This window comes from Caulobacter sp. FV1ye6ST (assembly GCF_058681225.1).
This window is the reverse complement of record NZ_CM178733.1, coordinates 4,527,396-4,552,800: the sequence shown is the minus strand read 5'-3', so window position 1 is coordinate 4,552,800 and position 25,405 is coordinate 4,527,396. Positions and strand designations below refer to the sequence as shown.

The following is a 25,405-nucleotide window of genomic DNA, read 5'->3' as shown; positions in this document are numbered from 1 at the left end:
CCGGGCGAGGCGCGGCGGTGGAGAGCGATGCTCCACCACCGCGCCGTCACGCCCCAGCGCGATTTTTGACGAGGTCGTCGACGACGGAGGGGTCGGCGAGGGTTGAGGTGTCACCGAGACTCCCGAGTTCGTTCTCGGCGATCTTGCGCAGGATGCGGCGCATGATCTTGCCCGAGCGGGTCTTGGGCAGGCCGGGGGCCCACTGGATGACGTCGGGCGCGGCGAACGGGCCGATCTCGTGGCGGACCCACAGGACCAGGGCCTTGCGCAGGTCCTCGGTCGGCTCGACCCCGGCGTTGAGGGTGACATAGGCGTAGACGCCCTGGCCCTTGATGTCGTGCGGGCAGCCGACCACGGCGGCCTCGGCGACGGTCTCGTGGGCGACCAGGGCGCTCTCGATCTCGGCGGTGCCCAGGCGGTGGCCCGAGACGTTGATCACGTCGTCGACCCGGCCGGTGATCCAGTAATAGCCGTCGGCGTCGCGCCGGCAGCCGTCGCCGGTGAAGTACTTGCCGGGATAGGTCGAGAAATAGGTCTCGAAGAAGCGCTGGTGGTCGCCATAGACCGTGCGCATCATGCCCGGCCAGCTGTCGGTGATCACGAGATTGCCCTCGGTCGCGCCGTCCAGGACCTTGCCCTCCGCATCCACCAACTGCGGCTTGACGCCGGGCAGGGGCTTGGAGGCCGAGCCGGGCTTGAGGTCGGTGGCCCCGGGCAGGGGGGTGATCAGCATGCCGCCGGTCTCGGTCTGCCACCAGGTGTCGACGATCGGCAGCTTCGCCTTGCCGACCACGCGGTGGTACCACAGCCAGGCTTCCGGATTGATCGGCTCGCCGACGCTGCCCAAGAGGCGCAGGGACGACAGGTCGTTCTTGGTCACGTGCTCATCGCCCTCGCGCATCAGGGCGCGCAGGGCCGTGGGGGCGGTGTAGAAGATCTCGACCCCGTGCTTGTCGATCACCTCCCAGAAGCGGCTGGGGGTGGGATAGTTGGGCACGCCTTCGAAGATCAGGCTGGTCCCGCCATTGGCCAGCGGGCCGTAGACGACATAGCTGTGGCCGGTCACCCAGCCGACATCGGCGGTGCACCAGAACACCTCGCCCGCACGATAGTCAAAGACCGCCCAGAAGGTCCAAGAGGCCCAGGCCAGGTAGCCGCCGGTGGTGTGCAGCACGCCCTTGGGCTTGCCCGTCGAGCCGGAGGTGTAGAGGATGAACAGCGGATCCTCGGCGTTCATCGGCTCGGGCGGGCAGTCGGCCGACACCGCCTCGCGCACGTCCTGCCAGACGATGTCGCGGTTCTTGACCAGGGGGACGTCGGCGCCGGTCCAGCGGACCACCAGCACCTTGCCCACCCACGGGCAGTGCTTGAGCGCCTCGTCGATATTGGCCTTCAGCGGGATGCGCTTGCCGCCGCGCTTGCCCTCGTCGGCGGTGATCACGAAGTGCGAGGCGCAGTCCTGGATGCGGCCGGCGATGCTGTCGGGCGAGAAGCCGCCGAACACCACCGAGTGCACCGCGCCGATCCGGGCGCAGGCCAGCATGGCCACCGCCGCGATCGGGATCATCGGCAGATAGATCGTCACCCGGTCGCCCTTCTGGACGCCCTGCACCTTGAGGACGTTGGCCATGCGGCAGACCTCCTCGTGCAGCTGGCCATAGGTCAGGGTGTCGGAGGTCCCCGGCTCGTCGCCCTCGAAGATCAGGGCGACGTCGTCCTTCTTGTGCGGCAGGTGGCGATCCAGGCAGTTGGCCGAGACGTTGAGGACGCCGTCCTCGTACCAGCGGATGCGGAAATCGTCCTTGTCGAACGAGACGTCCTTGATCCGGGTCGGGGCCTTGATCCAGTCCAGCCGGGCGGCGACGTCGCGCCAGTAGCCCTCCGGATCGGCCTCGACCCGGGCGAGCGCGGCGTCATAGGCGGCCGCGTCGATATGCGCCGACTTCGCCAGGGCTTCTGGAACCGGGAAAACCTGTCCGTCGCTCACGCCGTCTACTCCCTTTGGCATTTTTTCCGAGGTGTGAAGGGGCGCGATGGGGTGTCGGCGCACCCCGTCACGCCGCTCATGAGGCCCCGCGCCTTACTGGCTAAGGTCCAGCACGACGCGGCCTTCGATCTGGCCATTGCGCATGCGGTCGAAGACCCTGTTGACGTCGTCCAGGCGCGCGGTGCTGATCGTGGCCTTGACCTTGCCGTCGGCGGCGAAGTCCAGGGCTTCCTGCAGGTCGAGGCGGGTGCCGACGATCGAGCCGCGCACGGTGATCCCGTTCAGCACCATGTCGAAGATCGACAGCGGGAAATCGCCTGGCGGCAGCCCGTTGAGCGCCACCGTTCCGCCGCGCGAGACCATGCCCAGCGCCTGCTTGAAGGCGATGGGCGAAACCGCGGTGACCAGGACGCCCTGAGCGCCGCCGCTGGTCTGCTTCTTGATCTCGGCCGCCGGGTCGGCGACGGTCCGGGCATTGACCGTGATGGTCGCGCCCAGCGCGCGGGCCAGGTCCAGCTTGGCGTCGTCGATGTCGACCGCCGCGACGTTGAGGCCCATGGCCTTGGCGTATTGCACCGCCATGTGGCCCAGACCCCCGACGCCGGAGATCACCACCCAGTCGCCGGGCTTGGTGTCGGTGACCTTCAGGCCCTTGTAGACCGTGACCCCCGCGCAGAGCACCGGCGCGATCTCGTTGAACGAAATCGCCTTGGGCAGATGGCCCACGAAGTTGGGATCGGCCACGACATAGTCGGCGAAGCCGCCATTGACCGAATAGCCGGTGTTCTGTTGGGACTCGCACAGGGTTTCCCAGCCGCCCAGGCAATGCTTGCAGTGGCCGCAGGTGCTGTAGAGCCAGGGCACGCCGACGCGGTCGCCTTCCTTCACGTTCTTGACCCCGGCGCCCACGCCCGAGACGAAGCCGACCCCCTCGTGTCCGGGGATGAACGGCGGGTTGGGCTTTACCGGCCAGTCGCCCTCCGCGGCGTGCAGATCGGTGTGGCAGACGCCGGAAGCCTGGATGCGCACCTGGATCTCGCCGGGACCCGGTTCGGGGATCGGTGCGTCCTCGATGACCAGCGGCTTGCCGAATTCGCGCACGACGGCGGCCTTCATGGTTTTGGCCATGGTGATTTCCTTCTGGATCGGAAAGGTCGCGGCGCCAGGTGATACCGACGCCGCGTCAAAATCGGCGCGGCGCGCTAGAAGAAGCCGAGCTTCTTGGAACTGTAGCTGACCAGCATGTTCTTGGTTTGCTGATAGTGATCCAGCATCATCCGGTGGTTCTCACGGCCGATGCCTGACGACTTGTAGCCGCCGAACGCCGCGTGGGCGGGATAGGCGTGGTAGCAGTTGGTCCAGACCCGGCCCGCCTGGATGGCGCGGCCAAAGCGGTAGCAACGATTGGCGTCCCGGCTCCAGACGCCCGCGCCCAGGCCGTAGAGCGTGTCATTGGCGATCGCCAGGGCCTCTTCGTCGGTCTTGAAGGTGGTCACCGACAGCACTGGACCGAAGATCTCCTCCTGGAAGATCCGCATCCGGTTGTGGCCCTTGAACACCGTCGGCTTGACATAGAAGCCGCCGGCCAGATCGCCCGGCAGGTCGCTACGCGCGCCGCCGGTCAGCAGTTCGGCGCCCTCGGCGAGGCCGATGTCGATATAGCCGAGGATCTTCTCCAGCTGCTCGCCGGAGGCCTGGGCGCCGATCATCGTGGTCGGGTCCAGCGGATCGCCCTGGGTGATCGCCTCGACGCGCTTGAGGGCGCGCGCCATGAACGCGTCGTAGATGTCCTCGTGGATCAGCGCCCGGCTGGGGCAGGTGCAGACCTCGCCCTGGTTGAGGGCGAACATCACGAAGCCCTCGATGGCCTTGTCGAGATAGTCGTCGTCTTCGGCCATCACATCCTTGAAGAAGATGTTCGGCGACTTGCCGCCCAGCTCCAGGGTGACCGGGATCAGGTTCTGGCTGGCGTACTGCATGATCTGCCGGCCGGTCGAGGTCTCGCCCGTGAAGGCGATCTTGGCGATGCGTGGGCTCGAGGCCAGGGGCTTGCCGGCTTCCAGGCCGAAGCCGTTGACGATGTTGAGCACGCCGGGCGGCAGGATGTCGGCGATCAGCTCTGCCAGCACCAGGATCGAGGCCGGCGTCTGTTCGGCGGGCTTGAGCACCACGCAGTTGCCGGCCGCCAGGGCCGGGGCCAGCTTCCAGCAGGCCATCAGCAGCGGGAAGTTCCACGGGATGATCTGGCCGACCACGCCCAGGGGCTCATGGAAATGATAGGCGACCGTATCGTGGTCGATTTCCGAGATGCCGCCCTCCTGGGCGCGGATACAGCCTGCGAAGTAGCGGAAGTGGTCGATCGCCAGCGGCAGGTCGGCGGCGGTCGTCTCGCGTATCGGCTTGCCGTTGTCCCAGGTCTCGGCGGCGGCCAGCAGCGGCAGGTTGTCTTCCATCACCTGGGCGATGCGGGTCAGCAGGTTGGCGCGTTCGGTGACGCTGGCCGCGCCCCAGGCGGCCTTGGCGGCGTGCGCGGCGTCCAGGGCCAGTTCGATGTCGGCGGCGTCGGAGCGGGCGATCTCGCAGAGGACGCGGCCGTTGACCGGCGAGGTGTTCTCGAAATAGCGGCCCGCGGTCGGCTCGACCCATCGGCCGCCGATGAAGTTGCCATAGCGCGCTTTGAACGGCGGCTTGGCTGTGCGCGTGAACTCGGCTTTGGTCATGGCTTCCTCCTGTCGCGCCGTGTTCGGCGTCAAGAGGGAAGCATCCGCCAAGGCTTTGACCTTGTCAGGAGGCGGGGCCCAGCGCCCCAGATCGACTGTCGCATGGGTGCGACAGTTCCCGGGCCTAGCGGCGTTGCGTGAGGCCCAGGCGCGCCAGCTTGCGGTGCAAGGTCGCCCGGCTGACGCCCAGAGCCTTCGCCGCGGCGGAGACATTGCCCGAGGTCAGGGCCAGGGCGCGCTGCACGCCCGAGCGCTCAAGGTGCAGCAGGTCCTGCTCGAGCGCCGACTCTGGAAAGAGCAGTTCGTCCACGTGGAGCCGGCCGGCCAGGCGCGCGTCGGTCAGGCCGTAGCCGAGACGGGCGTCGCGGGTCGCGCCGATCACCAGATCATCGCGATCGACCGCCACCACGCCGCCGCCGTGCTTCGTACCTTCGACCACGATCAAGCGCGCGCCCAGGAACATTCGCCGGAAATGCTCGAGCTCGATGCGCCGCGCCGCATCCAGAACGGCGGCCGAGATCAGACCGACGAAACCTTCCGTGAGATCGGCCCGACAAGACGAGACATCCAAGGCGCCCGCCAACCGTCCCTGGTGGTCGTAGATGGGTGCCACGGTGCAGCTCAGCGCGGTGTTGCGCGCATGGAAATGCTGATCGCGGTGGATGGTGAGCGCACGCTCCTCGGCCAGGCAGGTGCCGATGCCGTTGGTGCCTTCGGCCTCTTCGCTCCACACCGCGCCGGTCCACAGACCCCAGCGGTGGAAGGTCTCGTCATCGACGTCCGCGCCGCGCCGATCGACCGGAACGCCCTGGTGATCGGTGAAGAGAACGCAGCACCCGGTGGAGCCCACGGCGAGAAACAGCCTGTCGAGCGTCGGCTGAGCCGCGTCCAGGAGGGGTTCGATGCGCTCACGCGCTTCCCGCAATTCGCGCTCGCTCAGAACACGCGGCGCGGTCGTGTCCTCGGGGGTCAAGCCATACCAGGAGAACGATCTTTTCCAGGATGCGGCCAAGGCCGATCGCGCCGCCGCGGAACCGTCGGCCAGCACGTCGCGCACATGGGCGGCATGCCTTTTCTTCACGGTTTCCGGCACCCGCTCCTCCCTGAGCCGCGCACCCTTATTCGGCGTTGGGCGTAGTTTGCGGCTTCATTTCAAGCGGGTGCAATGCTTCTTCGAATCCGCCGCGCGTGGCAATTGGTCTCGGCGGGACGCGACGCTAGCGCGAGTGGCGAGCTCGACCTCTTCGAACTCGCCGGATGTCGGTGCGAAACTGTACGGTCCTAGTGGGCCTTGGCCTGCGCCTGGGTGAGCAGGGCCTGGGCCTGGGCCTTGCGGCCCTTGTCGGCGACTTCGTGACCCGGACGGCCGGGGGCGGCGATCGCCTTCTGCAGCGCCTTGGACGCGCCGGCGTAGTCATTCTGGCGGAACAGGAAATCGCCGTAGAAGAAGTTGGGATCCACCCCGTTCGGGTTCACCGACAGGGCCTTTTGCAGATAGCTCCGCGCCTTGCCCGCATCGCCAAAGCCCAGGGGGAAGCCGGGGACCTGGGCGTAGAGCGAGCCCAGGCTCGTATAGACCGAGCCATCGCCCAGCGCGGCCGGATTGATCTTCTCGGCCTTCTCCAGAAGCGCCTTGGATTCCTTGGCCAGGGCGAGGCCGCCCAGGCCGCCTTTGGCGCCGGCTTCCGTGGCCTTGGCGATGGCTTCCCAGACGAGGGGCTCGGCGCGGCCGGGGTTCTGGTGGGCCAGGGCGTCGGCCTCGCCCGCGACCTTGGCCGCGCCGGCGGCTTGGGCGGTCTTGTCGGTAACCTCGTAGTTCACGTGCGCCCAGTCGCGGGCCAGGCTGTCGATGCGGGTGTCGAGGGCGTCGGCGTTGGCGGCGCCGGCCAGCAGGGATGCGGCGAGGCCAAGGGCGAGGAGAGCTTTGGTTTTCATGGGATGTCCTGCGATTTCAGCGGGCGAAGAGCTGCGCGGCCTTGCGGTCGTTGGCCGACAGGGCGCGATCGACGAGGCCCGGCAGCAGGGCGTTGAGACGGACGAAGAAGGTTTCGGGGAAGCCCAGATAGACGTCGCGACGGCGAGCCCGGATCGCCGAGACGATGCGGCGCGCCGTGGCCCCCGGCGGATCGATGTTCATCTGGGTCAGCTTGGCGAACTCCAGGACGCGCTCGGAGACCATGGCGGTGCGGACCGCGCGCGGCGCGACATAGGTCACGTCCACGCCGGTTCCCGCCAGCTCCCGCCGCAAGGCCTGGCTGAAGCCGCGCAGTCCCGCCTTCGCGCTGGAATAGGTGGCGAAGTGAGCGAAGTTGATCGAGCCGAAGATCGAGCCGATGTTGACGATCTGGCCGCCGCCGCGCGCCTTCATGGCTGGCGCGACCGCCTGGCAGAGCCGGACCGGCGCCACGAGGTTCACGAGATAGCCCGACAGCAGCTCGGCGGGGTCTTCGGTCTCGAACGGACCGAAATGCTGGACGCCGGCGAGGTTGATCAGGATGTCCCACTGGCCGCCTTCAACGGCGCGGGCGGCGGTCTCGATGCCTTCCGGGGTTGAAAGGTCATGCGATAGGAACCCGTCGATGCCCTCCGGCCGCGAACGGCCAAGCGCCACGACATGCGCGCCCTCGGCGATCAACTGCGAGGCCACTAGGCTCCCCAGCCCGCCGGAGGCGCCGGTGATCAGAACCGTCTTGCCCTCAAGCATCGGCGGTCTCGCGGACATGCGGGATCGCGCGGAAGACGTTGGCGAAGCGCTCGAAGATCGCCTTGGCCACCTCGATGATCGCGGCCTGGTCGGCCGGATCGTCGACCTGGTTCATCAGCGTCTCGAAGAAGGTCAGGTGCTCCATGTCCAGCGCGCCGTGCGAGCTCAGATAGCTGAAGCACTCGGGGCCAAGGCCCAGGTTGCGGGCCACGGCTTCGGCGCCCTGGGTGGCCAGGCGCACGCTGGTGCCCTCCAGGACGAAGACCATGCCGAAGAAGCCCATCGGATTGGCCTGGCGGATGTAGTCATAGGCGTAGTCGGTCATGGCCAGGGTGGCCGGTCGGGGCTCGCCGTCGCGAACGGCCACGGGATCGCCGCCGCAGTTCTTGATGTCGCTGAGGATCCAGTGCTCGTGGCCGGTCTCTTCGGTGATGTACTCGTCCAGGGCCTCCACGAAGCGCTGGTGGTCGTGATCCATCCGCGCCCGCGCCGCCTGCATCAGCGGCACGGTGTGCTTCACGTGGTGATAGGCCTCGGTCAGATAGGCGATGTAGGTCTCGCGCGAGATGCGGCCCGTCAGCCCGTCCTGGATCTGCGGCACCGAGGCCAGGCCCATCTGTCCGTCGACCGTCTCGGTCACGAGGCGTTGGTAGAAGGTCAAGCGAGGTCTCCTGTCGTGGCGTTTTCCATGAAGTCCCGGTGGCGGTTGGCCAGCGCCGCGCGCCTGGGGCGTCCGTTGTTGGTGAGTTCGCCGCTGGCCGCGTCGAAGGCGTCGCGGATCAGCCAGCGACCGATCTGGGCGTAGGGCGGCAGGCTGGCGTTGGCGCGGGCCACGGCCTGTGCGATCGCGGCCTCGTCCATGCCGGGGATGAGCGGGACGATCAGGGCCGAAAGCTCGGCCTGGGCCTCGCCCAGCACCACGGCCTGGCGGATCTCGGGCTGGGCGGTCAGCTCGCTCTCGACCCACTCCGGCGCGACGTTGCGGCCATGGCTGGTGATGATCGTGTTGGCGCGGCGTCCCGAAATGCGCAGGAAGCCGTCTTCGTCCATGTCGCCCAGGTCGCCCGTGCGGACGGGGCCATCGTGCGCCTGTCCGCCGGCATAGCCGAGGAGGGCGGCGTTCTCGACGACGATCTCTCCGTCCTCGATCCGGACCGACAGGTGGGGCAGGGGGCGGCCCACCGTCCCGGCCTTGCGGCCCGAGGGCGTATTGAGGGCCACGACCGAGGCGCATTCGCTGAGGCCATAGCCCTCATAGACCGGCAGCCCCAGCTCATCGGCGCGGGCCAGCAGGGACGGCGCGACCTTGGCCCCGCCCACCGCGACCAGTTTCAGGTCTGGCAGGCGAACGCCGGTGAAGGTCATCACCATCATCAAGGCGCGCAGCAGCTCGGGCACCAGGATCAGGCTGGTGGCGTGGTGGTCGGCGATCGCGCCGGCCAGGCGCGGCAGGTCCGGGCGGAACGGATCGGTCAGGCCTAGCTGGTCAGGCGGAAGGATGTGGTAGCGGCCGCCCGCCAGCAGGGTCGTGTACAGGCCCGCCACGTTTTCCAGCAGGATCGACAGCGGCAGGATCGGCAGGTGCAGGCCGGCATAGTCCGAGCCGATCGCCTCGACGAGCGCGCCGGCTACGGCCTCCATGTGCTGGCGCGAGAGACAGACGCCCTTGGGCTGGCCGGTCGAGCCGGAGGTGTAGGTGATCTTCGCCGTCCCGGCCGGCAAGGCGCGCGGCGCCAGGGAGAGGGGCGACACGCGGAGCGGCGCGCCGGCGATGGTCAGGTCGGCGTTGGCGGCGTCGCACACTTCGATCAGCAGGCTCGCGCCGGCGTCGGCCATGGCGTGCTCGCGCTGGGCGTCCGTGAAGAAGCCGGGCAGCGGCAGGCTGGCCCAGTCGAGGTGCGCCAGGGCCAGGTCCAGGATCACCCAGGCCGGGCCGTTGGGCAGTCTGAGGGCGACTGGCGATCCGGGGCACACCAGCGGCGCCCACCGGAAGAGATCGCGCGCCGCGCTTTCGATGTGCGTCCGCAGAGCGCCATAGCTGAGCGCCATCGTCTGGTCGCTGAGCGCGATCGCGCCATCGTTCGAACGCGCTCGCTCGGCGATGGCGAGGAGAACCCGGCTCATGGCTGTCCTCCGATGCAAGGATGCAATCGCGAGCAGGCGCCCTCGATCGGCGGCGGCTCGACCAGCAGTAGTTGTGTCAGCGGCTCCAGGGCCGGAGCGATGGCGCCCGCCAGAACCTCGGGATCACGTTCATAGTAGCCGCCCCAGTCCTTGGCTTCCGGGCCAAGGCGCGCCGGATCGGCCGCCGTCAGGCGCTGGGTCGGAAAGCCCACGCGGGCGAAGGTCCGGCGCAATTGGCGGGTGGCGGTCGCCACCGCATACTCGCAGCCCTGCTGATCGAGGTAGCGCGCCAGGGCCATGAACAGGAAGAAGGACGCGCCGGCGCTCTGGGAGGCCAGGCTGCCGATCTCGGCCACGCCGCCGCGCGAGATCGCCGCGCCGACCGCCCTGGAGAGCGCTGCTTCGATGGGGTCGTCGAGATAGCGTTCCAGGAAGAGCGACGCGCCGGCGGCCAAACGAAAGCCGACGGCGGCGTGGATTTCGCCGTGAGCGTCCTGCACGCTCATCAGGGTGGGGTAGTGGGCGCGCAGGCGGCTGTTGAAGGCCTCGGCGTAGGTCGCCTCGATATAGCGCTCGACGCGCTCGCGCTCAGGGCGCAGGTGCTGGTGGATAGAGATCACCCGCGGCTCGACCGACGTGAAGCGGCGGATGCGATCGGCGTCGAACCGAAGGCTGCCGACGCTCGCGCCGTCGTTCATCATCATGACTTCCAGCAAGGAGACCTCCTGCCCGGGGGGGGCGGCGCACGAGCGCCTTTCGACCGGCAAGGACGACACCCTCGGATCGGCGCCTCAAAGTTTTCGGTGGTTGCGCGACGCGGACGGTTCAGAAAGATTGTCGCGGGTCCGGATTCTCGGACCCCATCACGCTAGGAGCGCGAACGAGCCTTGGACGACGTCGACGTCCATCCCCTGCTCGCCGTCTATATGGAGCGACGCGAGGAACTGCTGCGGTACTTCCGCGTGCGCCTGCGATCCGACGTCGCCGCCGAGGACCTCGTCCAGGACATCTATCTGAAGATCGCCGCGCGCCCCGTGGAGGGCGTCGACAATCCGGCGGCCTATCTCTATCGCCTGGGCTCGAACCTGATGCTGGACCGCATCAAGGTTCGTCGGCGCGCCGAGGCCCGCGACGCCCAATGGCATGGCGTCAATGTTTCCGACGTGGGCGGCGTGCAAATCGCCGAGGAGGTCCCCGCCGATGAGGCCGCGGCGGCCAAGCTGCAGCTGGGCAGGGTCCTCGAGGCGGTAAAGGCCTTGCCGTCGGCGCAGCAGGAAGCTTTCCGGCTTCACAAGCTGGAGGGGCTGACTCACGCCGAGACCGCTCAGGCCATGGGCGTGTCCCGATCCAGCATCGAGAAATACATCATGGCCAGTCTCAAGCTGATCGTCGCCAAGGTGGGGCGGTGGCCATGAGGGCGGCGCGAGAAATTCTTTTGAGGCGCCTTTGGCTTTATGGCGTCTTTGGGGCGAAGGGGAAGGCCGCCGGCCTCCCAGCACACGGCGAAATCGGATGAACGGTCAGGATCTGGAAACGAGGGAGACGCTGCGCGACGAAGCGGTCGCGTGGCTGATCCGCGTCCAGTCCGACGCGGCCACGGCCGACGACTGGTCCGCCCTGACCGACTGGCTGGAGGGCTCCGAGGCCCGCCTGGCGGCTTTCGAAGAGGCCGAGCTGATCGTCGCCGATCTTGAGGGCCGAAAGACGGAGATCGCCGAGGCGCTCTCGCCGGCTCCGCCCAATGTGGTCGCCTTCCGCCCGAGAAGGGCGGCGCCGCGCGGGATCTGGGTCGGCGGCGCGATCGCGGCGTCCCTCGCCGTGCTGGTCGGCGGTCCCGCGCTGTGGAAGAGCTCGCGGGGGGATCTGGTGACCTACGAGACCAGGCCCGGCGAGACGCGGCAGGTCGACCTGGAAGACGGCACGCGGATCACGCTCGACGGCGGCTCCCGGCTCAGCGTCCGGCTGGGCTGGCGCGAGCGACGGGTGGAGATGGGTCTGGCCCAGGCCAGTTTCGACGTCGCCAAGGATCCTTCGCGGCCCTTCGTGATCGGCGTCGGCGACGAACGGGTGCGCGTGGTCGGCACGGAGTTCAACATTCGCCATGACGCCAGAAGTGTCCGCGTCAGCGTGCGTCGCGGGATTGTCGAGGTCGCTCAGCGCGACGGCAAGGGCGGACCGCCGGCCCGCCTGACCGTCGGGCAGGAACTGCGTCACGTCCAGGGCGCGAGCGGCTCGCAGCTGCGGCGCGTCGAGCCTGACGCCGCCTTCGCCTGGTCGCGGGGGCAATTGGTCGCCGACGGCGAAACCCTCGGCGACATCGTCGCCGACCTCAATCGCCGTTTCCCGACCCCGATCCGGATCGCGCCCCAGGCGGCGCTCAAGCGCTTCTCCGGCGTCATCGCGCTCGACGATCAGGAGGCGGCGGTGCGAATTCTCGCCGCCTATGCGTCGTTGACGGTGGATCGCGCCGACGGAGAAATCGTCCTAAGGTGACGCCCTGACGAGTTCGGAGGGGCGTGATTTGCACGGGCGGGCCAGGCGGCGCCTTGGGTTGGCGTCGGCGATCGGATTGGCCGTTCTGCCCGTGCGCGCCTATGCGGCCGACGCGGCGTTCTCCATTCCCCCGGGGCAGTTGAAAGCCGCCGCCACGGCCTTCGCGATCCAGGCGCGGGTTTCGATCGAGCTTGGCGCGGCGGAGGCCTGTGGAGCCTCGCCGGGGTTTTCCGGCCGGGCCTCTCCCAGGGCGGCGCTCAAGGCGCTTCTCAAGGATACGGGTTGCGATGCGGTCCAGATCGACGACAAGGCGTTCCAGATCGTCCGCCGCGCCGCGCCCGTCGTGCGCGAGCGCGTCGCCAAGGCGGCTGACGCCCCGTCCGAGACCCTGGCGCCGCTGTCCGAACTGGTGGTCGTAGCCACCCGGCGTCCGACGCTCGCCGACCGTCTGGCCTATTCGGTCAGCGCCCTGGACGCCAAGGCCTTGGCCGCGCGCGGCGTGAGAGACGCTGCCGACCTGGCTTTGGCGGTCCCCGCGATGACGGTGACCAACCTCGGGCCAGGGCGGGACAAGGTGATCCTGCGCGGCCTGTCGGACGGCCCTCTGACAGGCCAGACCCAGTCGATGGTCGGGATCTATCTCGACGATGTGCGCCTGACCTACAACGCGCCGGATCCGGATCTGCCGCTGATCGATGTCAGCCAGGTCGAGGTGCTGCGCGGTCCGCAGGGCGCGCTCTATGGCGCCGGGTCGCTGGGCGGCGTTCTGCAGATCGTCACGCATCGTCCCGACCCGTCGGGCTTCGACGCCTGGACGGAAGCCTCGGTGGCCAGCACGCAAGGGGGGCGGGTCGGCGGGGCGGCCTCGGCGATGGTCAACGTCCCGCTGGCCCGTGGCCGGGCGGCCGCCAGACTGGTCGCCTACGCGGAGCGCGGCGGCGGCTATATCGACGATCCGGGGCAGGGGCGCTCGGACGTCAACCGAACCCGGCGGTCAGGCTTGAGATTATCGCTGCGGACCGAGGTCGGACCTAACTGGACCGCCGACGGCGGGATGACTGTCCAGGCGATCAGCTCCGCGGACACCCAATATGCCGATCCTTCGGTCGGCCCCTACGCGCGGCGAAACCGCATCGCCGAGCCGCACGACAACGATTTTCTGGCGGTCCATGTCGGGGCGCGTGGAGCGCTTTTCGGGCGGGAAGCCAAGGTGACGCTGGCCGCCGTGCGTCACGACCTCTCCAGCCGCTACGACGCCAGCGCCGCGCCGCCCGTCGCGGCGCCCGCTGGCGCGGCGGTGGCCTTTGACGACGATGACCATGTCGGCGCGGTCGTGGCCGAGGCCTCTCTGGCGTCACGTCCCGAAGGGCGGATCCAGTGGCAGGCGGGCGTGTTCCTGGCGCGGACGCGCCAAGGCCGCGATGGCCTTTTGCTGCTGACCAGCCAGCCGACGTCGCCCCTGGCGCGCGAGACGCGGCGCGACGTGCTGGAGGAGGGGGCGCTGTTTGGCGAGGCGATCGGCGCCCTCGGCCGCGGCTGGAGCGTGACCTTGGGCGGGCGCCTGTTCGCGACCAAGTCCGAAGCGTCCAGTCACGCCGCGGCGTCGGGAGACACGGCGCGCTTTCGTGACGAGCAGAGCTACACGGGTTTCGCCCCCAAGGCCGTGCTTTCCTATTCGCCGTTCAGCGCCGTCCTGTTTTACGTGCAGGCCGCCGAGGGTTATCGATCGGGTGGCTTCAACACGGCCGTCATTCCCAGCCAGGTCTTCGACACTCAGGGCGGAGAGCCTCAGCGTCGCTATGATGGCGACGAGCTCTGGAGCTTCGAGGCCGGCGCCAAGGCCAGCTTCCTCGAAGGGCGTCTGCGCTTGCGCGCGGCGGCGTTCCAGGCGACTTGGACCAACATCCAGAGCGATCAGTTGCTGCCGTCCGGTCTGCCCTACACGGCGAACCTGGGGAACGGCCGCAACCTGGGTGTCGAATTCGAGGGCAGCTACCTGCAGGGCGGGTTTCGGCTGGACGCCAGCTTTCTCCTGAACAACCCAGAGCTTGAGTCGGTCAACGCGGCCTTTCCGGGGCGCGAGGAGCTTGGGCTGGCGGGCGTGCCGCGCGGGTCGGCGTCGCTCTCGGCGAGCTATGAGCGCTCGCTCGGCGACGGATGGCGGCTCGGCCTGGAGTCCCGACTGGCCTATGTCGGCCGATCCCGCCTCAGCTTCGATGCGGCGACCGCGCCGGTCATGGGCGGCTATGTCTCGGCGCGGGCGGGGGTGCGCCTCGGCACGGAGCGATGGGACTTGAGCCTCGCGGCCGATAACCTGTTTGACAGCGCCGGAGACACGTTCGCCTACGGCAACCCGTTCACGCTGAAGCGCTTGCGCCAGACGACTCCGCAAACGCCGCGGACAATCTCCGTTGCGCTGCGGGTTCGACGCTAGAGTGATCGCCACCCGCTAGCGCCGGATCAGGCCCTCGCCCCATTCCGGGTTAGGCCGCCGCTCTGGTTCGAGCGCTCGGGGCCTCCAGACGGAACTCGCCGACGCGCCCGGCCAGATCCAGGGCCTCGCCGCGCAGGGCGTGGGTGGCGGCCGTGGTCTGCTCCACCATGGCGGCGTTCTGCTGGGTGACCTGGTCCATGTGGTTGACCGCCGTGTTCACCTGGCGGAGGCCTGTAGCTTGCTCCTCGGAGGAACTGGCGATGTCGTTCACCAGGCCGTGCACGCGCAGCACCTCGTTGACGATGCGGTTCAAGGTATCGCCCGTCTGGCCCACCAGTTCGACGCCGGCGTTCACCTGGGCGCCGGACTCGGCGATCAGGGTCTTGATCTCCTTGGCCGCGTCGGCCGACCGCTGCGCCAGGGCGCGGACTTCCATGGCCACCACGGCGAAGCCGCGACCGGCCTCCCCGGCCCGCGCGGCCTCGACCCCGGCGTTCAAGGCCAGCAGGTTGGTCTGGAAGGCGATCTCGTCGATCACGCCGATGATCTGGCCGATCTTGTCCGAGGATTTCTGGATGGCGCTCATCGCCGTGACGGCGCGCTCGACGACCGCGCCCGAGGTCTCGGCCTCGGTCTTGGCCTTGGTGACCACGGCGGCGGCTTCCCGCGCGCCGTCGTTGGCGCGCGCGACCGTCGAGGCGATCTCGCCGAGGGCGGCGGCGGTCTCTTCCAGGCTGGCGGCCTGCTGTTCGGTGCGGCGCGACAGGTCATCGGCGGCCGAGGCGATCTCTTCGGAGCTGGCGCGCATGTTACGGGCGCCGTGGGCGATGGCCGACAGGGTGGTCGAAAGGCGCGCGATCGCCGCGTTGAAATCGGTGCGCAGAGCCTCATAGGCCGCTGGGAAGGGCGTATGGATCGAGGCGGTCAGGTCGCCCTCCGACAGGCGACCAAGCGCCGCGGCCAGTTCGCGCACCACGGCTTGGCGTTCGGTGTCCGAACGGGCGCGCTCCTGTTCGTTGGCGCGGCGCTCGGCGTCGGCGACGTCGCGGGCGGAGTCTTGCTCGATGCGGGCCTGGCGCCGGTCCAGCGCCGCGCCGCGGAACACCATGATCGTGCGGGCCATGGCGCCGAGCTCGTCCTGGCGGTTGCGGAAGGGCGGCTCGCGTTCGTAGTCGCCCTCGGCCAGACGGCCCATATAGTCTCCGATCGTCGACAGGGGGCGCAGCAGGCGGGTGCGGGTCAGAATGATCGCCGCGCCGCCGATCACGCAGGCCACCACGGCGACGGCCAGGGCCAGGACGACCGCGGCGATCTGTTGGTCGTGAAGGCGCTTCTCGACGACGTTGTTTTCGGCGTTCTGGGTCTGGTCCAGGCGCTTCATGGCCGCACGGGCGGCGTCCATCTTGCCGGCCAACGCCTCGCTGGTGGCGTCGAACTCGCCCATCAAGGCGTTGCCGGCGTCGGTGCCGCCGTTGACATAGCCATGCGCCATCTTCTGGCCGGTCGCATAATAGGCCGGGAAGGCCACCCGCACCTCATCCAGCGCCTGCTTCAGCTCACCATCGTTCAAGGCGTCGGCCAGCGCATCGGCGCGCGCGACATCCTTCTTGAAATCGGCGGCGTTCTTGGCGGCCTCGCTCCAGCCGTCATCCAGGCCGTTCTGTCCACGCGTCGCCGAGACGTCGGTCAGGAATTGCTGGACCTGGACGATCTCCAGCTGGATCTGCTTGGCCAGCACCGACAGCTCCAGCATCTGGGCGTTGACCCGGTCGTCGCGCGCGGACTCGGTCGCGCGGGCGCGGCGCTGCATCTCCATGGACGCGCTGGCGCTCAGAGCCGCCAACACGCAGAAGGCGCTTAGGCCGCCGATCATCAGGGTGATGAAGCGTTCCAGCTTGCGAGACGAAGACGTGTGCGTCTTGAGGTTGTCTGTGGACATCTTAGGCGCGAACCCGGGTTTGCAAGGATACTTGGTATCCGCTCGGGTATCTCCGTTCGTTCTTAAAGAGCGGATAATGGTCTCGCTTGATGGGAACTCAATTCCGGTATCTAGGGTGCGACAATAATTCTCTTGATCTTGATCAAATACTGAAATTCCGCCCTTCAGTATTTGCGTCTCACTCGCGTATCGTAGCCTTACATGAAGCGGGCGTGGTCGCCTCGAGCTAGCGCTAGGCCAGAGGCGGCTTTCCAGCGCGACGGCGCGAGTGATCAGCAGGCCGTCGAAGACGATGTCGCGGCGGGCCGCAATCTTGCGTTCCGCGGTCATCCGCCGCGGGTAGCGGCGACTATTCTAGCGCGGTATCAAAAGGATGGCTGGCGGAGAGGGTGGGATTCGAACCCACGGTGCCCTTCCAGGCACGCCGCATTTCGAGTGCGGTACATTCGACCACTCTGCCACCTCTCCAGGCCGCCGTTCCGAGCGGTTTTTGAACCGCCCGAGGTCGAGGGCGCGATACCTAACGGCGTCGCCGCCGGGACGCAAGCCCTTCTTCCCAGCTTTTTTCCGATCAGCCTTTGGGTCGCAGAATCATCTGAGTGCAGCGGAAAAGGGCGATGGTTTTTCCCGTGGCTTCGGCGCTGACCACGGCGTCCCAGACCTGGGTTGTCTTGCCGCCGTGGACCAGCGTGGCCTCGACCGCCACGCCGCCTTCGCGGGCGGTGCCCAGGAAGTTCGACTTCAGCTCGATGGTGGTGAAGCTGGCCCCACCCTCGGGCAGCGAGATCACGCAGCCATAGCCGCAGGCCGAGTCGGCCAGGGCGATGACGCTGGCCGCGTGCAGGAAGCCGTTCGGGGCCATGTGGCGCTTGTCGACGTCGAAGCGGCCCTTGACGTGGCCTGGCACGGCCACCTGCCACCGCAGGCCCAGGAGATCGGGCAGGAAGCCGGTCTGGCCTGCGGTCAGGGCGGCGCTGAAATCCTCGGCCATGGCGGCGTACTCCACATGCTTCGCGTGCGAACCATATGCTTGGCGTGGGGATCCGGCGCAAGTCCGTTTCGAAAAGGAATGATCGTGTGGCGTACTGGCGTTCGACGTCAGCGCGAGCCCCGCTCTCCGCGGCTAGAGCCGGGTGATGTCCACCACGGGGAAGCGCGGGCCGCTGTCCGGTTCGGACGGTAGCTTGCCCGAGCGGATGGCCACGCGCAGGGCGGCCGAGGCCAGCACCGGGTCGGGGAGTATGGCGTCGGCGGCGGTGCGCAGGGCGATGAAGTCCAGCCGGTCGATCTTGTCGTTCAGCTGGATGTTGGCGGCCCTTTCCTCGGCCACGGTCGACTCGCACGGCTCGCCGGCGCAGACGCCGGGCAGGATGCGGGTCTGTGGCGGCAGCTTGAGGAACTCGCGGGCGTCGTCCCAGGCCTTGCCAGGGTCCGCGCCGGGGACGTCGCAGCGGCCGGCGCCTTCGGCGGGGGCCAGCAGCAGGTCGCCGGTGAACAGGATGTCGCCCAGCTTGTAGGCCACCGCGCCGGGCAGGCGGCCGGTCACGGCGATCGTGGAGATCTGAAGCCCCCCCATCGGCAGTGGCTCCCCGTCCTTGGCCAGCTTATCGAAGTCCCAGCCGTCCAGGTCGACCATGGTCTCGCCGAACTTGGGGGCCAGGCGCTTGAGGCTTTCGACGACCTTGGCGCCGATGCAGACCGAGGCGCCGGTCTCGTATTTCAGGTGGCCGGCGGCGGACACGTGGCCGGCGTGCAGGCCGGTCTCGAGGATCCAGGTCGGACCCAGATCCTTGGCGCGGATGTCGGCGATGATCTTGTCGATGAAGCCGGTGTCCACGGCTTCGCTGGCCGGATCGAAATCCAGCACGGGGTCGACGATGGCGCAGAGAAAGGTGGCCGGATCGACGATCAGATAAGTCACCGTCCCAGTCGCGGGATGGCGGTATGCGGTGATTTCCGGCTGCATCAACAAGCCCTAGACGCCCGAGGCCGGCACCATGAAGGTCAAGCCGTTAAACATCCGCGAACAGCGCTACGGCTTTTGACGGTTTCCAGGCTGTTTGGCGCCGGACGGTTTAGCGCCTGTCGGCGGCGGCGCAGGGATGGCTTCCGTCGCGCATGCCCTCGACCCACAGCGGCTCGACATAACGGCCGCCATCGCGGAAGCCGGGCGCGCAGCCGTCGGGGGTGTCGGAGCCGCCCCGGCGGTTGCCCGTCATGATCGACAGGGCGACCGACTGGCTGTCGCCGCCGCGCGTGCGGCCATAGCCGGGGCCGTAACCATAGCCGGCGCCGTAGCCGCCGCCGTAATAGGGATCGTACCAGCCGCCGCCGCGCTTGCCGAAGTCGGTCTTGGAGACGGCGACTCCGACCGTGGTGTTCTCGCCGACCGGGAACAGGCCCGAGGCGTAGACGCTGCGATAGCCGCCGGTGCCGACCGACACGCCCATCTCGCCATGGACCTTGCGCTTGCCGTTCTCGTCGCGGTCGGCGGGCAGCAGGCCGCGCGGGCCGTCGTCGATCTCGGGACCGGGATTGGCGGCGATGAAGGCGGCGATCTGTTCCTGGGTGGTCAGTTGCTTGACCGGCGCCGGCGCGATCGGAGCGGCCGGAGCCGTCGCGGTCAGGGCCTGAGCCGAGGGCTTGGCCTGGGCGGTGGCGATGACCTCATCGTCATCACGCGCGAAGGCCGGCCCGGCCAGGGCCGAGGCGCCCATGCTCGCGGCCGTCAGGGCGATAATCGCGAGATGATGCCGCATGGGACGCTCCAACATGACCAGACTGACAAACTGGACGGCTCAAAACTAGCCAGGCAAGCCAGCGCAATTAGGGCGCTTTTGTTGCCACGGCGCAAGTTTAACCCGCCCCGTGGATATGGGGCGGGTTCAGAGCGTTTCCAGTCCCGCCTCTAGCGCCGCCATGTCCGGGGGCAGGGGGGTCTCGAAACGCAGGGTCTGGCCGGTCACGGGATGGACGAAGCCCAGCAGCGCCGCGTGCAGGGCTTGGCGTTTCAGGCCCGCCGCCGCCACCTGCTCGCGCACCGGCCCCGCCGCCTGGCTGGCGCCGTAGACGGGGTCGCCCAGGCAAGGCGAGCCCTTGCTGGCCATGTGGACGCGGATCTGGTGGGTGCGGCCGGTTTCCAGGCGACATTCCACGCGAGCGGCCAGCGGCCGCTCCAGCGGTCCAAACGAAGCCTCGACGCGATAGTGGGTGATCGCCTGGCGGCCGCCGGACTTCAGCACCGCCATCTTCTTGCGGTCGCTGAGCGAGCGGCCCAACCGCGTGTCGATCGTGCCATGGGCCGGCGACGGCGCGCCGCGCGTCAGGGCGACGTACAGCCGATCGATGTCGTGGGTGGCGAACAGCTTCGACAGGCCCTGGTGGGCCACATCGCTCTTGGCCGCGACCATGACGCCGGACGTATCCTTGTCCAGGCGGTGGACGATGCCCGGCCGCGCCACGCCGCCGATGCCCGACAGGCTGGCGCCGCAGTGGTGCAGCAGGGCGTTGACCAGGGTGCCGTTCGGCGTGCCGGGCGCCGGGTGGACCGCCATGCCGGCGGCCTTGTCGACCACGATCAGGTGCTCGTCCTCATAGAGGATGGAGAGCGGTAGGGCCTGCGGTTCAGGATCGGCCGGCGTGGGCGGCGGGACGGACAGGACATAGGTTCCGGCCTTGGCCTTGCGCGAGGCGTCGGCGATCGGCTGGCCGTCGAGGCTGAGGCGGCCCTCGCCGATCAGAGCTTGCAGCCTGGCGCGGGAAAGGTCGGGGAACAGCGGCGCCAGCACCTTGTCCAGGCGCTGGCCGGCGAGGCTGTCGGGCAGCTCGGCGGTCAGTGGTTCGCCGACGCCCGCTTCCGGAGCATCGGCGTCCAGCGCGTCGTCATCCAGCGGGTCTTCGACTCTGTCCACACTGTCTCCCACGGGGGTTTCATCGCTCCGTCACGTACTCGTCGCGTGGCCGACATGGGCGATGCCTACGGCCCAGGTCTAGTATGGCGCCGAGGGGATAATCGATGCACGCTTTCCGCACCACCACGCTGTTGACCGCCAGCCTCCTGGCCCTGGCCGTCGCCGTTCCCGCGATGGCCGCGGACGAGACGCCGACCACCAACGATCAGAACACCCAGCTCGGCGAACTGGTCATCACCGCCCAGAAGCGCGCCCAAGACCCCGTCGAGGTTCCGATCGCTGTCACCGCCTATTCGGGCAAGTTCCTGGAAGCCATCGGGGTCAAGTCGTTCGAGGAGCTGTCGGCCTTCACGCCCGGCTTCCTGGTCCAGAACCAGTCGAACAACAATTCCGGCTTCGTGATGCGCGGCATCACCTCCGACTCCGGCTCGTCCGCCGACGAGGCGCGGGTGTCGATCTATCAGGACGGCGTGTCGATCTCGCGCTCGCGCGGCTCTTATGTCGAGCTGTTCGACATGGAGCGCGTCGAGGTCGCCAAGGGACCGCAGTCGACCCTGTTTGGCCGCGGCGCCCTGATCGGGGCGGTGAACCTGGTGCAGAACAAGGCCAACCCGGCCAAGAACGACTGGGCGCTGAAGGCCGAGGGCGGCACCGGCGGCTACTTCACCGGCGACGCCATGGTCAATTTCGCGTTTGGCGACGGCAGCGCCCTGCGTATCGCGGCCCGCACCCGGCAGATCGACGGCTATGTCGACGACGCGGCTGGCGGCGACGCCTTCAACTCGACCGACAGCAAGGCCGTGCGCGTCGCCTATCATCTGGAGCCGGGCAATCTGAAGCTCGACCTGATCGGCAACTACCAGGTCGACGACACCAGCGGCACCTCGTTCAAGAGCCACACCTTCAACCCGACCAACCCGGTCACGGGCGCGGTGCTGGGCGACACCGGCGTGGCGTCGGCCGCGACCCTGTCGCCGGGCGCCGGCTTCGAAGGCGGCAAGCCGTTGGGGCTGGACCGCAAGGTCTACGGCCTGACCGCCCTGGCCGAGTACAAGCTCAGCGACAGCCTGACCCTGTCGTCGATCACCGCCACCCGCGCCTTCCACTCCACCGAAGTGTTCGATCCGGACGGCACGAGCCTGCCGATCCTGACCTTCGCCGAGGACGCCAAGGGCCGTCAGCAGAGCCAGGAACTGCGCCTGCGCTATGACAACGGCGGCCGGCTCTCGGGTTTTGTCGGCGGCAACTATTTCCACGAGACCGGTTCGTGGCGCATTCCGGGCCAGTTCGACGAACGCCTCGTGCTGGCGCTGCTGGCCGGCAATACGCCGCTGGGCATCAGTCGTCCGAACCCGCAGCCGCTGGCCGTGCTGACCAACCCGGCCTATCTGGCGCAGGTGCTGCAGCTGGGCTTCGGCATCCCGTCCTCGATCGCTCCGGGCATCGTCTCGAACCTGAAGCCGATCCACCGCGAGACCTTCGCCAACTACAGCGAGAACACCGCCTACGACGTCTACGCCGACGGCACGTTCAAGCTGACCGACAAGTTCGAGATCACGGCCGGCATCCGCTACACCAGCGAAGACCGCGAGGCCGCCTATGCCTCGAGCGTCGACAACGGCCGTTCGATCCTGGGCATCCTGCTGGCCGCCCCGACCGCGACCAACCTGTTCCTGGCCGCCCAGCCAAACGCGGTGGCCAACCCGGCCCTGCCGATGGTGGGCCTGATCACCCAACCGACGGCGAACAACGGCGACCGCTTCAGCAAGAAGATCAGCGACAGCGGCCTGACCTGGCGCCTGGTCGGTCGCTATGCCGCTTCGGAAGACCTCAGCTTCTACGCCTCCTACGCCCGTGGCCGTCGCCCGGACGTGATCTCGACCAGCGCTCCGGCCACGCCGTTGGGTCCGGCGCGCTTCAGCGTCGTCGACGCCGAACAGGTCAACAGCGTCGAGGGCGGCGCCAAGGCCAAGCTGGCCGGCGGCCGCGTGTTCCTGTCGGGCGCGGTGTTCCACTACGACTACGACAACTTCGCCACCAGCTTCCGCCAGGGCGCGCAGGTCGTGACCCTGAACGCCGGCAAGGCCAAGGCCTACGGCTTCGAGGGCGAGGCCCGCGTCCAGGCCGACGACTACTGGACCCTGTTCGCGACCTACGGCTACAACCACGCCCGCCTGGAGACCGGCCTGCGCGAGGGCAACCACTTCCGCCTGTCGCCGGACAGCACCTTCTCGGTCGGCGCGGCCTTCAGCCATGAGGCGCTGGGCGGCAAGCTGACCTTCACCCCGACCTATACCTGGCGCTCGAAGATGTTCTTCGACGACGACAACGACCGCTCGGACCTGCAGTCGGCGGGCCTGTTCCCCGACACCCAGGTCGACGAATACCAGAACGCCTACGGCCTGCTGAACGTGCGCGTCGGCTTCGGCGCCGCGGACGATCGCTGGAAGGTCGAGGCCTTTGTCGAGAACCTCACCGACCAGAAGTACCTGAAGGACGCGGGTAATACGGGCGACAGCTTCGGCATCCCGACCTTCATCGCCGGCAAGCCGCGCTTCATGGGCGTGGGCGTCACGTTCCGCCACTAACCCCTCGAACCGTCATCCCGCGAACAAGACGCGGGATGACGGCGCGTGATTTCTGTTGTTCGTACGCTGACCGGAGGGCCGCCTCATGAAGATCGATCGCCGTAAGGTTCTGGGCCTTCTGGGCCTGTCGGGCGCCGCCGCCGGCGAGGCCGCCGCCCAGTCCAGCAACGACTACAAGGGCCCCGTGGCCTTCGAGCACGGGGTGGCCAGCGGCGATCCCACGACCAGCGCCGTGGTGTTCTGGACCCGGGTCACGCCCAAGGACGCGACCACCGGCGACATCCGTCTGGACCTGGAAGTCGCGGCCGATCCGGACTTCAAGACCCTGGTCGCCAGCAGCAAGGGTCTGCGCGCCCGCGCCAGCCGCGATTGGACGGTCAAGCACGACCTGGACGGCGACGGCCTCAAGGCCGGGACCGAATACTGGTACCGCTTCAAGGCGCCAAACCAAGAAGGTGGCGGCGTGACCTCGCCGGTCGGCCGCACGCGGACCCTGCCGAAGGGCGCGACCAAGGACGTCGTCCTGGCGGTGGTGTCGTGCAGCCTCTATCCGAACGGCTATTTCAACGCTTACGACGCGATCTCGAAACTGCCCCGCGTCGACGCGGTCGTACACCTGGGCGACTACATCTACGAGTATGGCGGCGGCCCCAAGGACTACGGCATGAACTCGCCCGTGGCCGCCCAGCGCACGCATGATCCGATCCACGAGATCGTGACGCTGGACGACTATCGTCGCCGCCACGCCCAGTACAAGACCGACCCCGCCGCCCAGGCCGCCCACGCGCGCGCGCCCTGGATCGTCGTCTGGGACGACCACGAAACCGCCAATGACAGCTGGATCGGCGGGGCCGAGAACCACGATCCCAAGACCGAAGGCGACTGGGCGACACGCAAGGCCGCGGCGCTGAAGGCCTATTACGAGTGGATGCCGATCCGCGAGGCCGGAGCCCTGCCGGAGGCCGCCTGGCGCGGCTTCCAGTTCGGCGATGTCGCCAGCCTGCTGATGGTCGAGACGCGGCTGACGGCCCGCACGCACCAGTTGGACTACGACACCGACATGGCGATCGTCGACGGCAAGCCGGACGTCGCGGGCTTCGTCAAGAAATGGAAGGACCCCGCCCACCGGATGATGGGCGAGGGCCAGGAGCAGTGGCTGGCCGACCAGGTCGGCGCCTCGGCCAAGGCCGGCACGGCGTGGCAGGTGCTGGGCAACCAGGTGGTCATGGCCCGCGTCGCCCCGCCGAACCTGAAGGCCACCATGGGCGAGGCCCAGTTCGCCGGCCTGCTGGCCAAGCTGCCGGACTACGCGGCCAAGCGCGTCGCCCAGACCGTGGCGATGTCGGCCTACGACATTCCCTCGAACCTCGATGCCTGGGACGGCTATCCGGCCGATCGCCAGCGGGTCTACGACATCTTCACCGCCGCCAAGGCCCGGCCGATCGTGCTGGCCGGCGACAGCCACATGTTCTGGGTCAACGAGCTGTGGGACGACGCCGGCAAGACCCGCGTGGCGGCCGAGTTCGGCGCGACCTCGGTGACCTCGCCCGGCTATGGCGACATCCTGCCCGGCGTGCCGCTGGGCGAGGCCTTCGTCCAGCGCAACAAGGAAGTGAAGTACGCCCACCCCAGCGCCAAGGGCTTCCTGCTGCTGACCCTGGAACACGGCAAGGCGACGGGCGAGCTGATGCAGGTCTCGACGATCCACAAGACCGACTACACGACCAGCGTGTTGAAGCGCTTCGTCGTGACGCCGGCCTCGGGCGGCGGGGTCGAGGCGTTGAAAGAGGCGTAGCGGACGCCGCGTCTTCTTCTTCTCCTCCCCCTGTTGGGGGAGGGGGACCGGCGAAGCCGGTGGAGGGGGTCAGCGCCGCTCCAGCGCCAGACGCAGGCCGAACGCCACGAACACGCCGCCCGTCACCCGGTCGAGCCAGCGCACCACGACCGGCACGCGCAGCAGACCCGCGATCGGCACCGTCGCGGCGATCAGCGCGGCGAACCACAGCAAGCCTTCCACGACGTGGATGCTGGTCAGCAACAGGCCGAACCGGGCCGGATCGGCGCCGGCCGGGATGAACTGCGGCAGGAACGACACGTAGAAGATCCCGACCTTGGGATTGAGCAGATTGGTCAGCAGACCCCGCCGAAGGGCCGCGATCGGGCCGGCGTCGATGGCCTTCATCTCGCCGGGCTCGAAGGCGTCGCGGGGCTTGAGGATCATCCTGATCCCGGTCCAGGCCAGGTAGGCCGCGCCCGTCCACTTCAGCACCGTGTAGGCCAACTCGGACGCCGTCAGCAGCGCCCCGACCCCGAAAGAGGCGGCCGCGCCCCAGATCAGGCAGCCCAGGCCGATCCCGATCGCCGCGCCCGTCGCCCGGCGCGGGCCCTCGGCGGCGGCGGTGCGGATCACTAGGGCGGTGTCCAGGCCCGGGGTCAGGGTCAGCAGGCCGGCGGCCAGGGTGAAGGCGACAAGCGCCTCGGGCGTGGTCATCGGGGTGTCCTGGC

20 protein-coding genes and 1 tRNA gene are annotated in these 25,405 nt (G+C 68.5%); 5 read left to right on the top strand and 16 right to left on the bottom strand.

The window, feature by feature from the left end; translation table 11 throughout:
* Positions 1 to 46: 46 nt before the first annotated feature.
* From acs to ACW175_RS21625, 9 genes are all read right to left on the bottom strand, one after another.
* Entirely contained in the window at positions 47 to 2,008 is a 1,962-nt protein-coding gene (acs, locus tag ACW175_RS21665) for an acetate--CoA ligase (protein ID WP_492101994.1), read from the bottom strand.
* Between the two features lie 72 nt (positions 2,009 to 2,080).
* Positions 2,081 to 3,115 carry an alcohol dehydrogenase AdhP gene (adhP, locus tag ACW175_RS21660; RefSeq protein WP_492101993.1) on the bottom strand — a complete coding sequence of 345 codons (1,035 nt, stop codon included), beginning with the start codon at positions 3,113 to 3,115 and terminating at the stop codon, positions 2,081 to 2,083.
* Positions 3,116 to 3,189: 74 nt separating this feature from the next.
* Positions 3,190 to 4,707, bottom strand: a complete 1,518-nt coding sequence (gene adh, locus ACW175_RS21655; RefSeq protein WP_492101992.1) for an aldehyde dehydrogenase — start codon at positions 4,705 to 4,707, stop codon at positions 3,190 to 3,192.
* Between the two features lie 124 nt (positions 4,708 to 4,831).
* Positions 4,832 to 5,800, bottom strand: a complete 969-nt coding sequence (locus ACW175_RS21650; protein WP_492101991.1) for a GAF domain-containing protein — start codon at positions 5,798 to 5,800, stop codon at positions 4,832 to 4,834.
* 188 nt (positions 5,801 to 5,988) lie between these two features.
* On the bottom strand, positions 5,989 to 6,642 hold the full coding sequence (locus ACW175_RS21645) for a tetratricopeptide repeat protein (RefSeq protein ID WP_492101990.1): 654 nt from the start codon (positions 6,640 to 6,642) through the stop codon (positions 5,989 to 5,991).
* 16 nt (positions 6,643 to 6,658) lie between these two features.
* Positions 6,659 to 7,411, bottom strand: coding sequence for an SDR family NAD(P)-dependent oxidoreductase (locus ACW175_RS21640; RefSeq protein ID WP_492101989.1), 753 nt, complete (start codon positions 7,409 to 7,411; stop codon positions 6,659 to 6,661).
* Complete coding sequence (locus ACW175_RS21635) at positions 7,404 to 8,072, bottom strand: iron-containing redox enzyme family protein (protein WP_492101988.1); 669 nt, start codon at positions 8,070 to 8,072, stop codon at positions 7,404 to 7,406. Before ACW175_RS21635 ends, ACW175_RS21640 begins: the two co-directional genes overlap by 8 nt.
* The gene (locus ACW175_RS21630; protein WP_492101987.1) at positions 8,069 to 9,535 is read right to left on the bottom strand and encodes an AMP-binding protein; all 1,467 of its coding nucleotides are present in this window, start codon (positions 9,533 to 9,535) and stop codon (positions 8,069 to 8,071) included. The genes ACW175_RS21635 and ACW175_RS21630 overlap by 4 nt, the downstream gene beginning before the upstream one ends.
* Positions 9,532 to 10,251: a thermostable hemolysin gene (locus ACW175_RS21625; RefSeq protein ID WP_492101986.1), complete on the bottom strand. Its 720-nt coding sequence runs from the start codon at positions 10,249 to 10,251 to the stop codon at positions 9,532 to 9,534. The genes ACW175_RS21630 and ACW175_RS21625 overlap by 4 nt, the downstream gene beginning before the upstream one ends.
* A gap of 171 nt (positions 10,252 to 10,422) precedes the next feature.
* Between ACW175_RS21625 and ACW175_RS21620 the strand changes: the two genes are divergently transcribed.
* The 3 genes from ACW175_RS21620 to ACW175_RS21610 all read left to right on the top strand — a co-directional run bounded on the left by ACW175_RS21620 (position 10,423) and on the right by ACW175_RS21610 (position 14,462).
* Positions 10,423 to 10,950, top strand: a complete 528-nt coding sequence (locus tag ACW175_RS21620; RefSeq protein WP_492101985.1) for an RNA polymerase sigma factor — start codon at positions 10,423 to 10,425, stop codon at positions 10,948 to 10,950.
* A 97-nt stretch (positions 10,951 to 11,047) separates the two neighbouring features.
* Entirely contained in the window at positions 11,048 to 12,028 is a 981-nt protein-coding gene (locus ACW175_RS21615) for a FecR family protein (RefSeq protein ID WP_492101984.1), read from the top strand.
* Between the two features lie 76 nt (positions 12,029 to 12,104).
* Complete coding sequence (locus tag ACW175_RS21610) at positions 12,105 to 14,462, top strand: TonB-dependent receptor (RefSeq protein ID WP_492101983.1); 2,358 nt, start codon at positions 12,105 to 12,107, stop codon at positions 14,460 to 14,462.
* A 49-nt stretch (positions 14,463 to 14,511) separates the two neighbouring features.
* Here ACW175_RS21610 and ACW175_RS21605 read toward each other — a convergent pair whose 3' ends face one another.
* The 6 genes from ACW175_RS21605 to ACW175_RS21580 all read right to left on the bottom strand — a co-directional run bounded on the left by ACW175_RS21605 (position 14,512) and on the right by ACW175_RS21580 (position 20,312).
* Entirely contained in the window at positions 14,512 to 15,843 is a 1,332-nt protein-coding gene (locus ACW175_RS21605) for a methyl-accepting chemotaxis protein (protein ID WP_492105028.1), read from the bottom strand.
* Positions 15,844 to 16,779: 936 nt separating this feature from the next.
* Positions 16,780 to 16,869, bottom strand: a tRNA-Ser gene (locus tag ACW175_RS21600).
* Positions 16,870 to 16,972: 103 nt separating this feature from the next.
* Positions 16,973 to 17,392, bottom strand: a complete 420-nt coding sequence (locus ACW175_RS21595) for a PaaI family thioesterase (protein WP_492101982.1) — start codon at positions 17,390 to 17,392, stop codon at positions 16,973 to 16,975.
* Positions 17,393 to 17,524: 132 nt separating this feature from the next.
* Positions 17,525 to 18,370: an MBL fold metallo-hydrolase gene (locus ACW175_RS21590; protein WP_492105027.1), complete on the bottom strand. Its 846-nt coding sequence runs from the start codon at positions 18,368 to 18,370 to the stop codon at positions 17,525 to 17,527.
* Between the two features lie 106 nt (positions 18,371 to 18,476).
* Complete coding sequence (locus ACW175_RS21585) at positions 18,477 to 19,160, bottom strand: hypothetical protein (RefSeq protein ID WP_492101981.1); 684 nt, start codon at positions 19,158 to 19,160, stop codon at positions 18,477 to 18,479.
* 126 nt (positions 19,161 to 19,286) lie between these two features.
* Positions 19,287 to 20,312, bottom strand: coding sequence for an RluA family pseudouridine synthase (locus ACW175_RS21580; RefSeq protein ID WP_492101980.1), 1,026 nt, complete (start codon positions 20,310 to 20,312; stop codon positions 19,287 to 19,289).
* Positions 20,313 to 20,416: 104 nt separating this feature from the next.
* Between ACW175_RS21580 and ACW175_RS21575 the strand changes: the two genes are divergently transcribed.
* Entirely contained in the window at positions 20,417 to 22,900 is a 2,484-nt protein-coding gene (locus tag ACW175_RS21575) for a TonB-dependent receptor (protein ID WP_492101979.1), read from the top strand.
* Positions 22,901 to 22,985: 85 nt separating this feature from the next.
* Entirely contained in the window at positions 22,986 to 24,695 is a 1,710-nt protein-coding gene (locus ACW175_RS21570; protein ID WP_492101978.1) for an alkaline phosphatase D family protein, read from the top strand.
* Between the two features lie 69 nt (positions 24,696 to 24,764).
* Here ACW175_RS21570 and ACW175_RS21565 read toward each other — a convergent pair whose 3' ends face one another.
* Positions 24,765 to 25,391: a LysE family translocator gene (locus tag ACW175_RS21565; protein WP_492101977.1), complete on the bottom strand. Its 627-nt coding sequence runs from the start codon at positions 25,389 to 25,391 to the stop codon at positions 24,765 to 24,767.
* Positions 25,392 to 25,405 lie beyond the last annotated feature (14 nt).

Excerpts from the sequence above, each read along its gene's own strand:
- ACW175_RS21565 (WP_492101977.1), bottom strand. The coding sequence starts at position 25,391 with ATGACCACGCCCGAGGCGCTTGTCGCCTTCACCCTGGCCGCCGGCCTG.
- adhP (WP_492101993.1), bottom strand. The coding sequence starts at position 3,115 with ATGGCCAAAACCATGAAGGCCGCCGTCGTGCGCGAATTCGGCAAGCCG.
- ACW175_RS21615 (WP_492101984.1), top strand. The coding sequence starts at position 11,048 with ATGAACGGTCAGGATCTGGAAACGAGGGAGACGCTGCGCGACGAAGCG.
- ACW175_RS21570 (WP_492101978.1), top strand. The coding sequence starts at position 22,986 with ATGAAGATCGATCGCCGTAAGGTTCTGGGCCTTCTGGGCCTGTCGGGC.
- adh (WP_492101992.1), bottom strand. The coding sequence starts at position 4,707 with ATGACCAAAGCCGAGTTCACGCGCACAGCCAAGCCGCCGTTCAAAGCG.
- ACW175_RS21575 (WP_492101979.1), top strand. The coding sequence starts at position 20,417 with ATGCACGCTTTCCGCACCACCACGCTGTTGACCGCCAGCCTCCTGGCC.
- ACW175_RS21595 (WP_492101982.1), bottom strand. The coding sequence starts at position 17,392 with ATGGCCGAGGATTTCAGCGCCGCCCTGACCGCAGGCCAGACCGGCTTC.
- acs (WP_492101994.1), bottom strand. The coding sequence starts at position 2,008 with ATGCCAAAGGGAGTAGACGGCGTGAGCGACGGACAGGTTTTCCCGGTT.
- ACW175_RS21640 (WP_492101989.1), bottom strand. The coding sequence starts at position 7,411 with ATGCTTGAGGGCAAGACGGTTCTGATCACCGGCGCCTCCGGCGGGCTG.
- ACW175_RS21630 (WP_492101987.1), bottom strand. The coding sequence starts at position 9,535 with ATGAGCCGGGTTCTCCTCGCCATCGCCGAGCGAGCGCGTTCGAACGAT.
- ACW175_RS21605 (WP_492105028.1), bottom strand. The coding sequence starts at position 15,843 with ATGAAGCGCCTGGACCAGACCCAGAACGCCGAAAACAACGTCGTCGAG.
- ACW175_RS21585 (WP_492101981.1), bottom strand. The coding sequence starts at position 19,160 with ATGCGGCATCATCTCGCGATTATCGCCCTGACGGCCGCGAGCATGGGC.
- ACW175_RS21645 (WP_492101990.1), bottom strand. The coding sequence starts at position 6,642 with ATGAAAACCAAAGCTCTCCTCGCCCTTGGCCTCGCCGCATCCCTGCTG.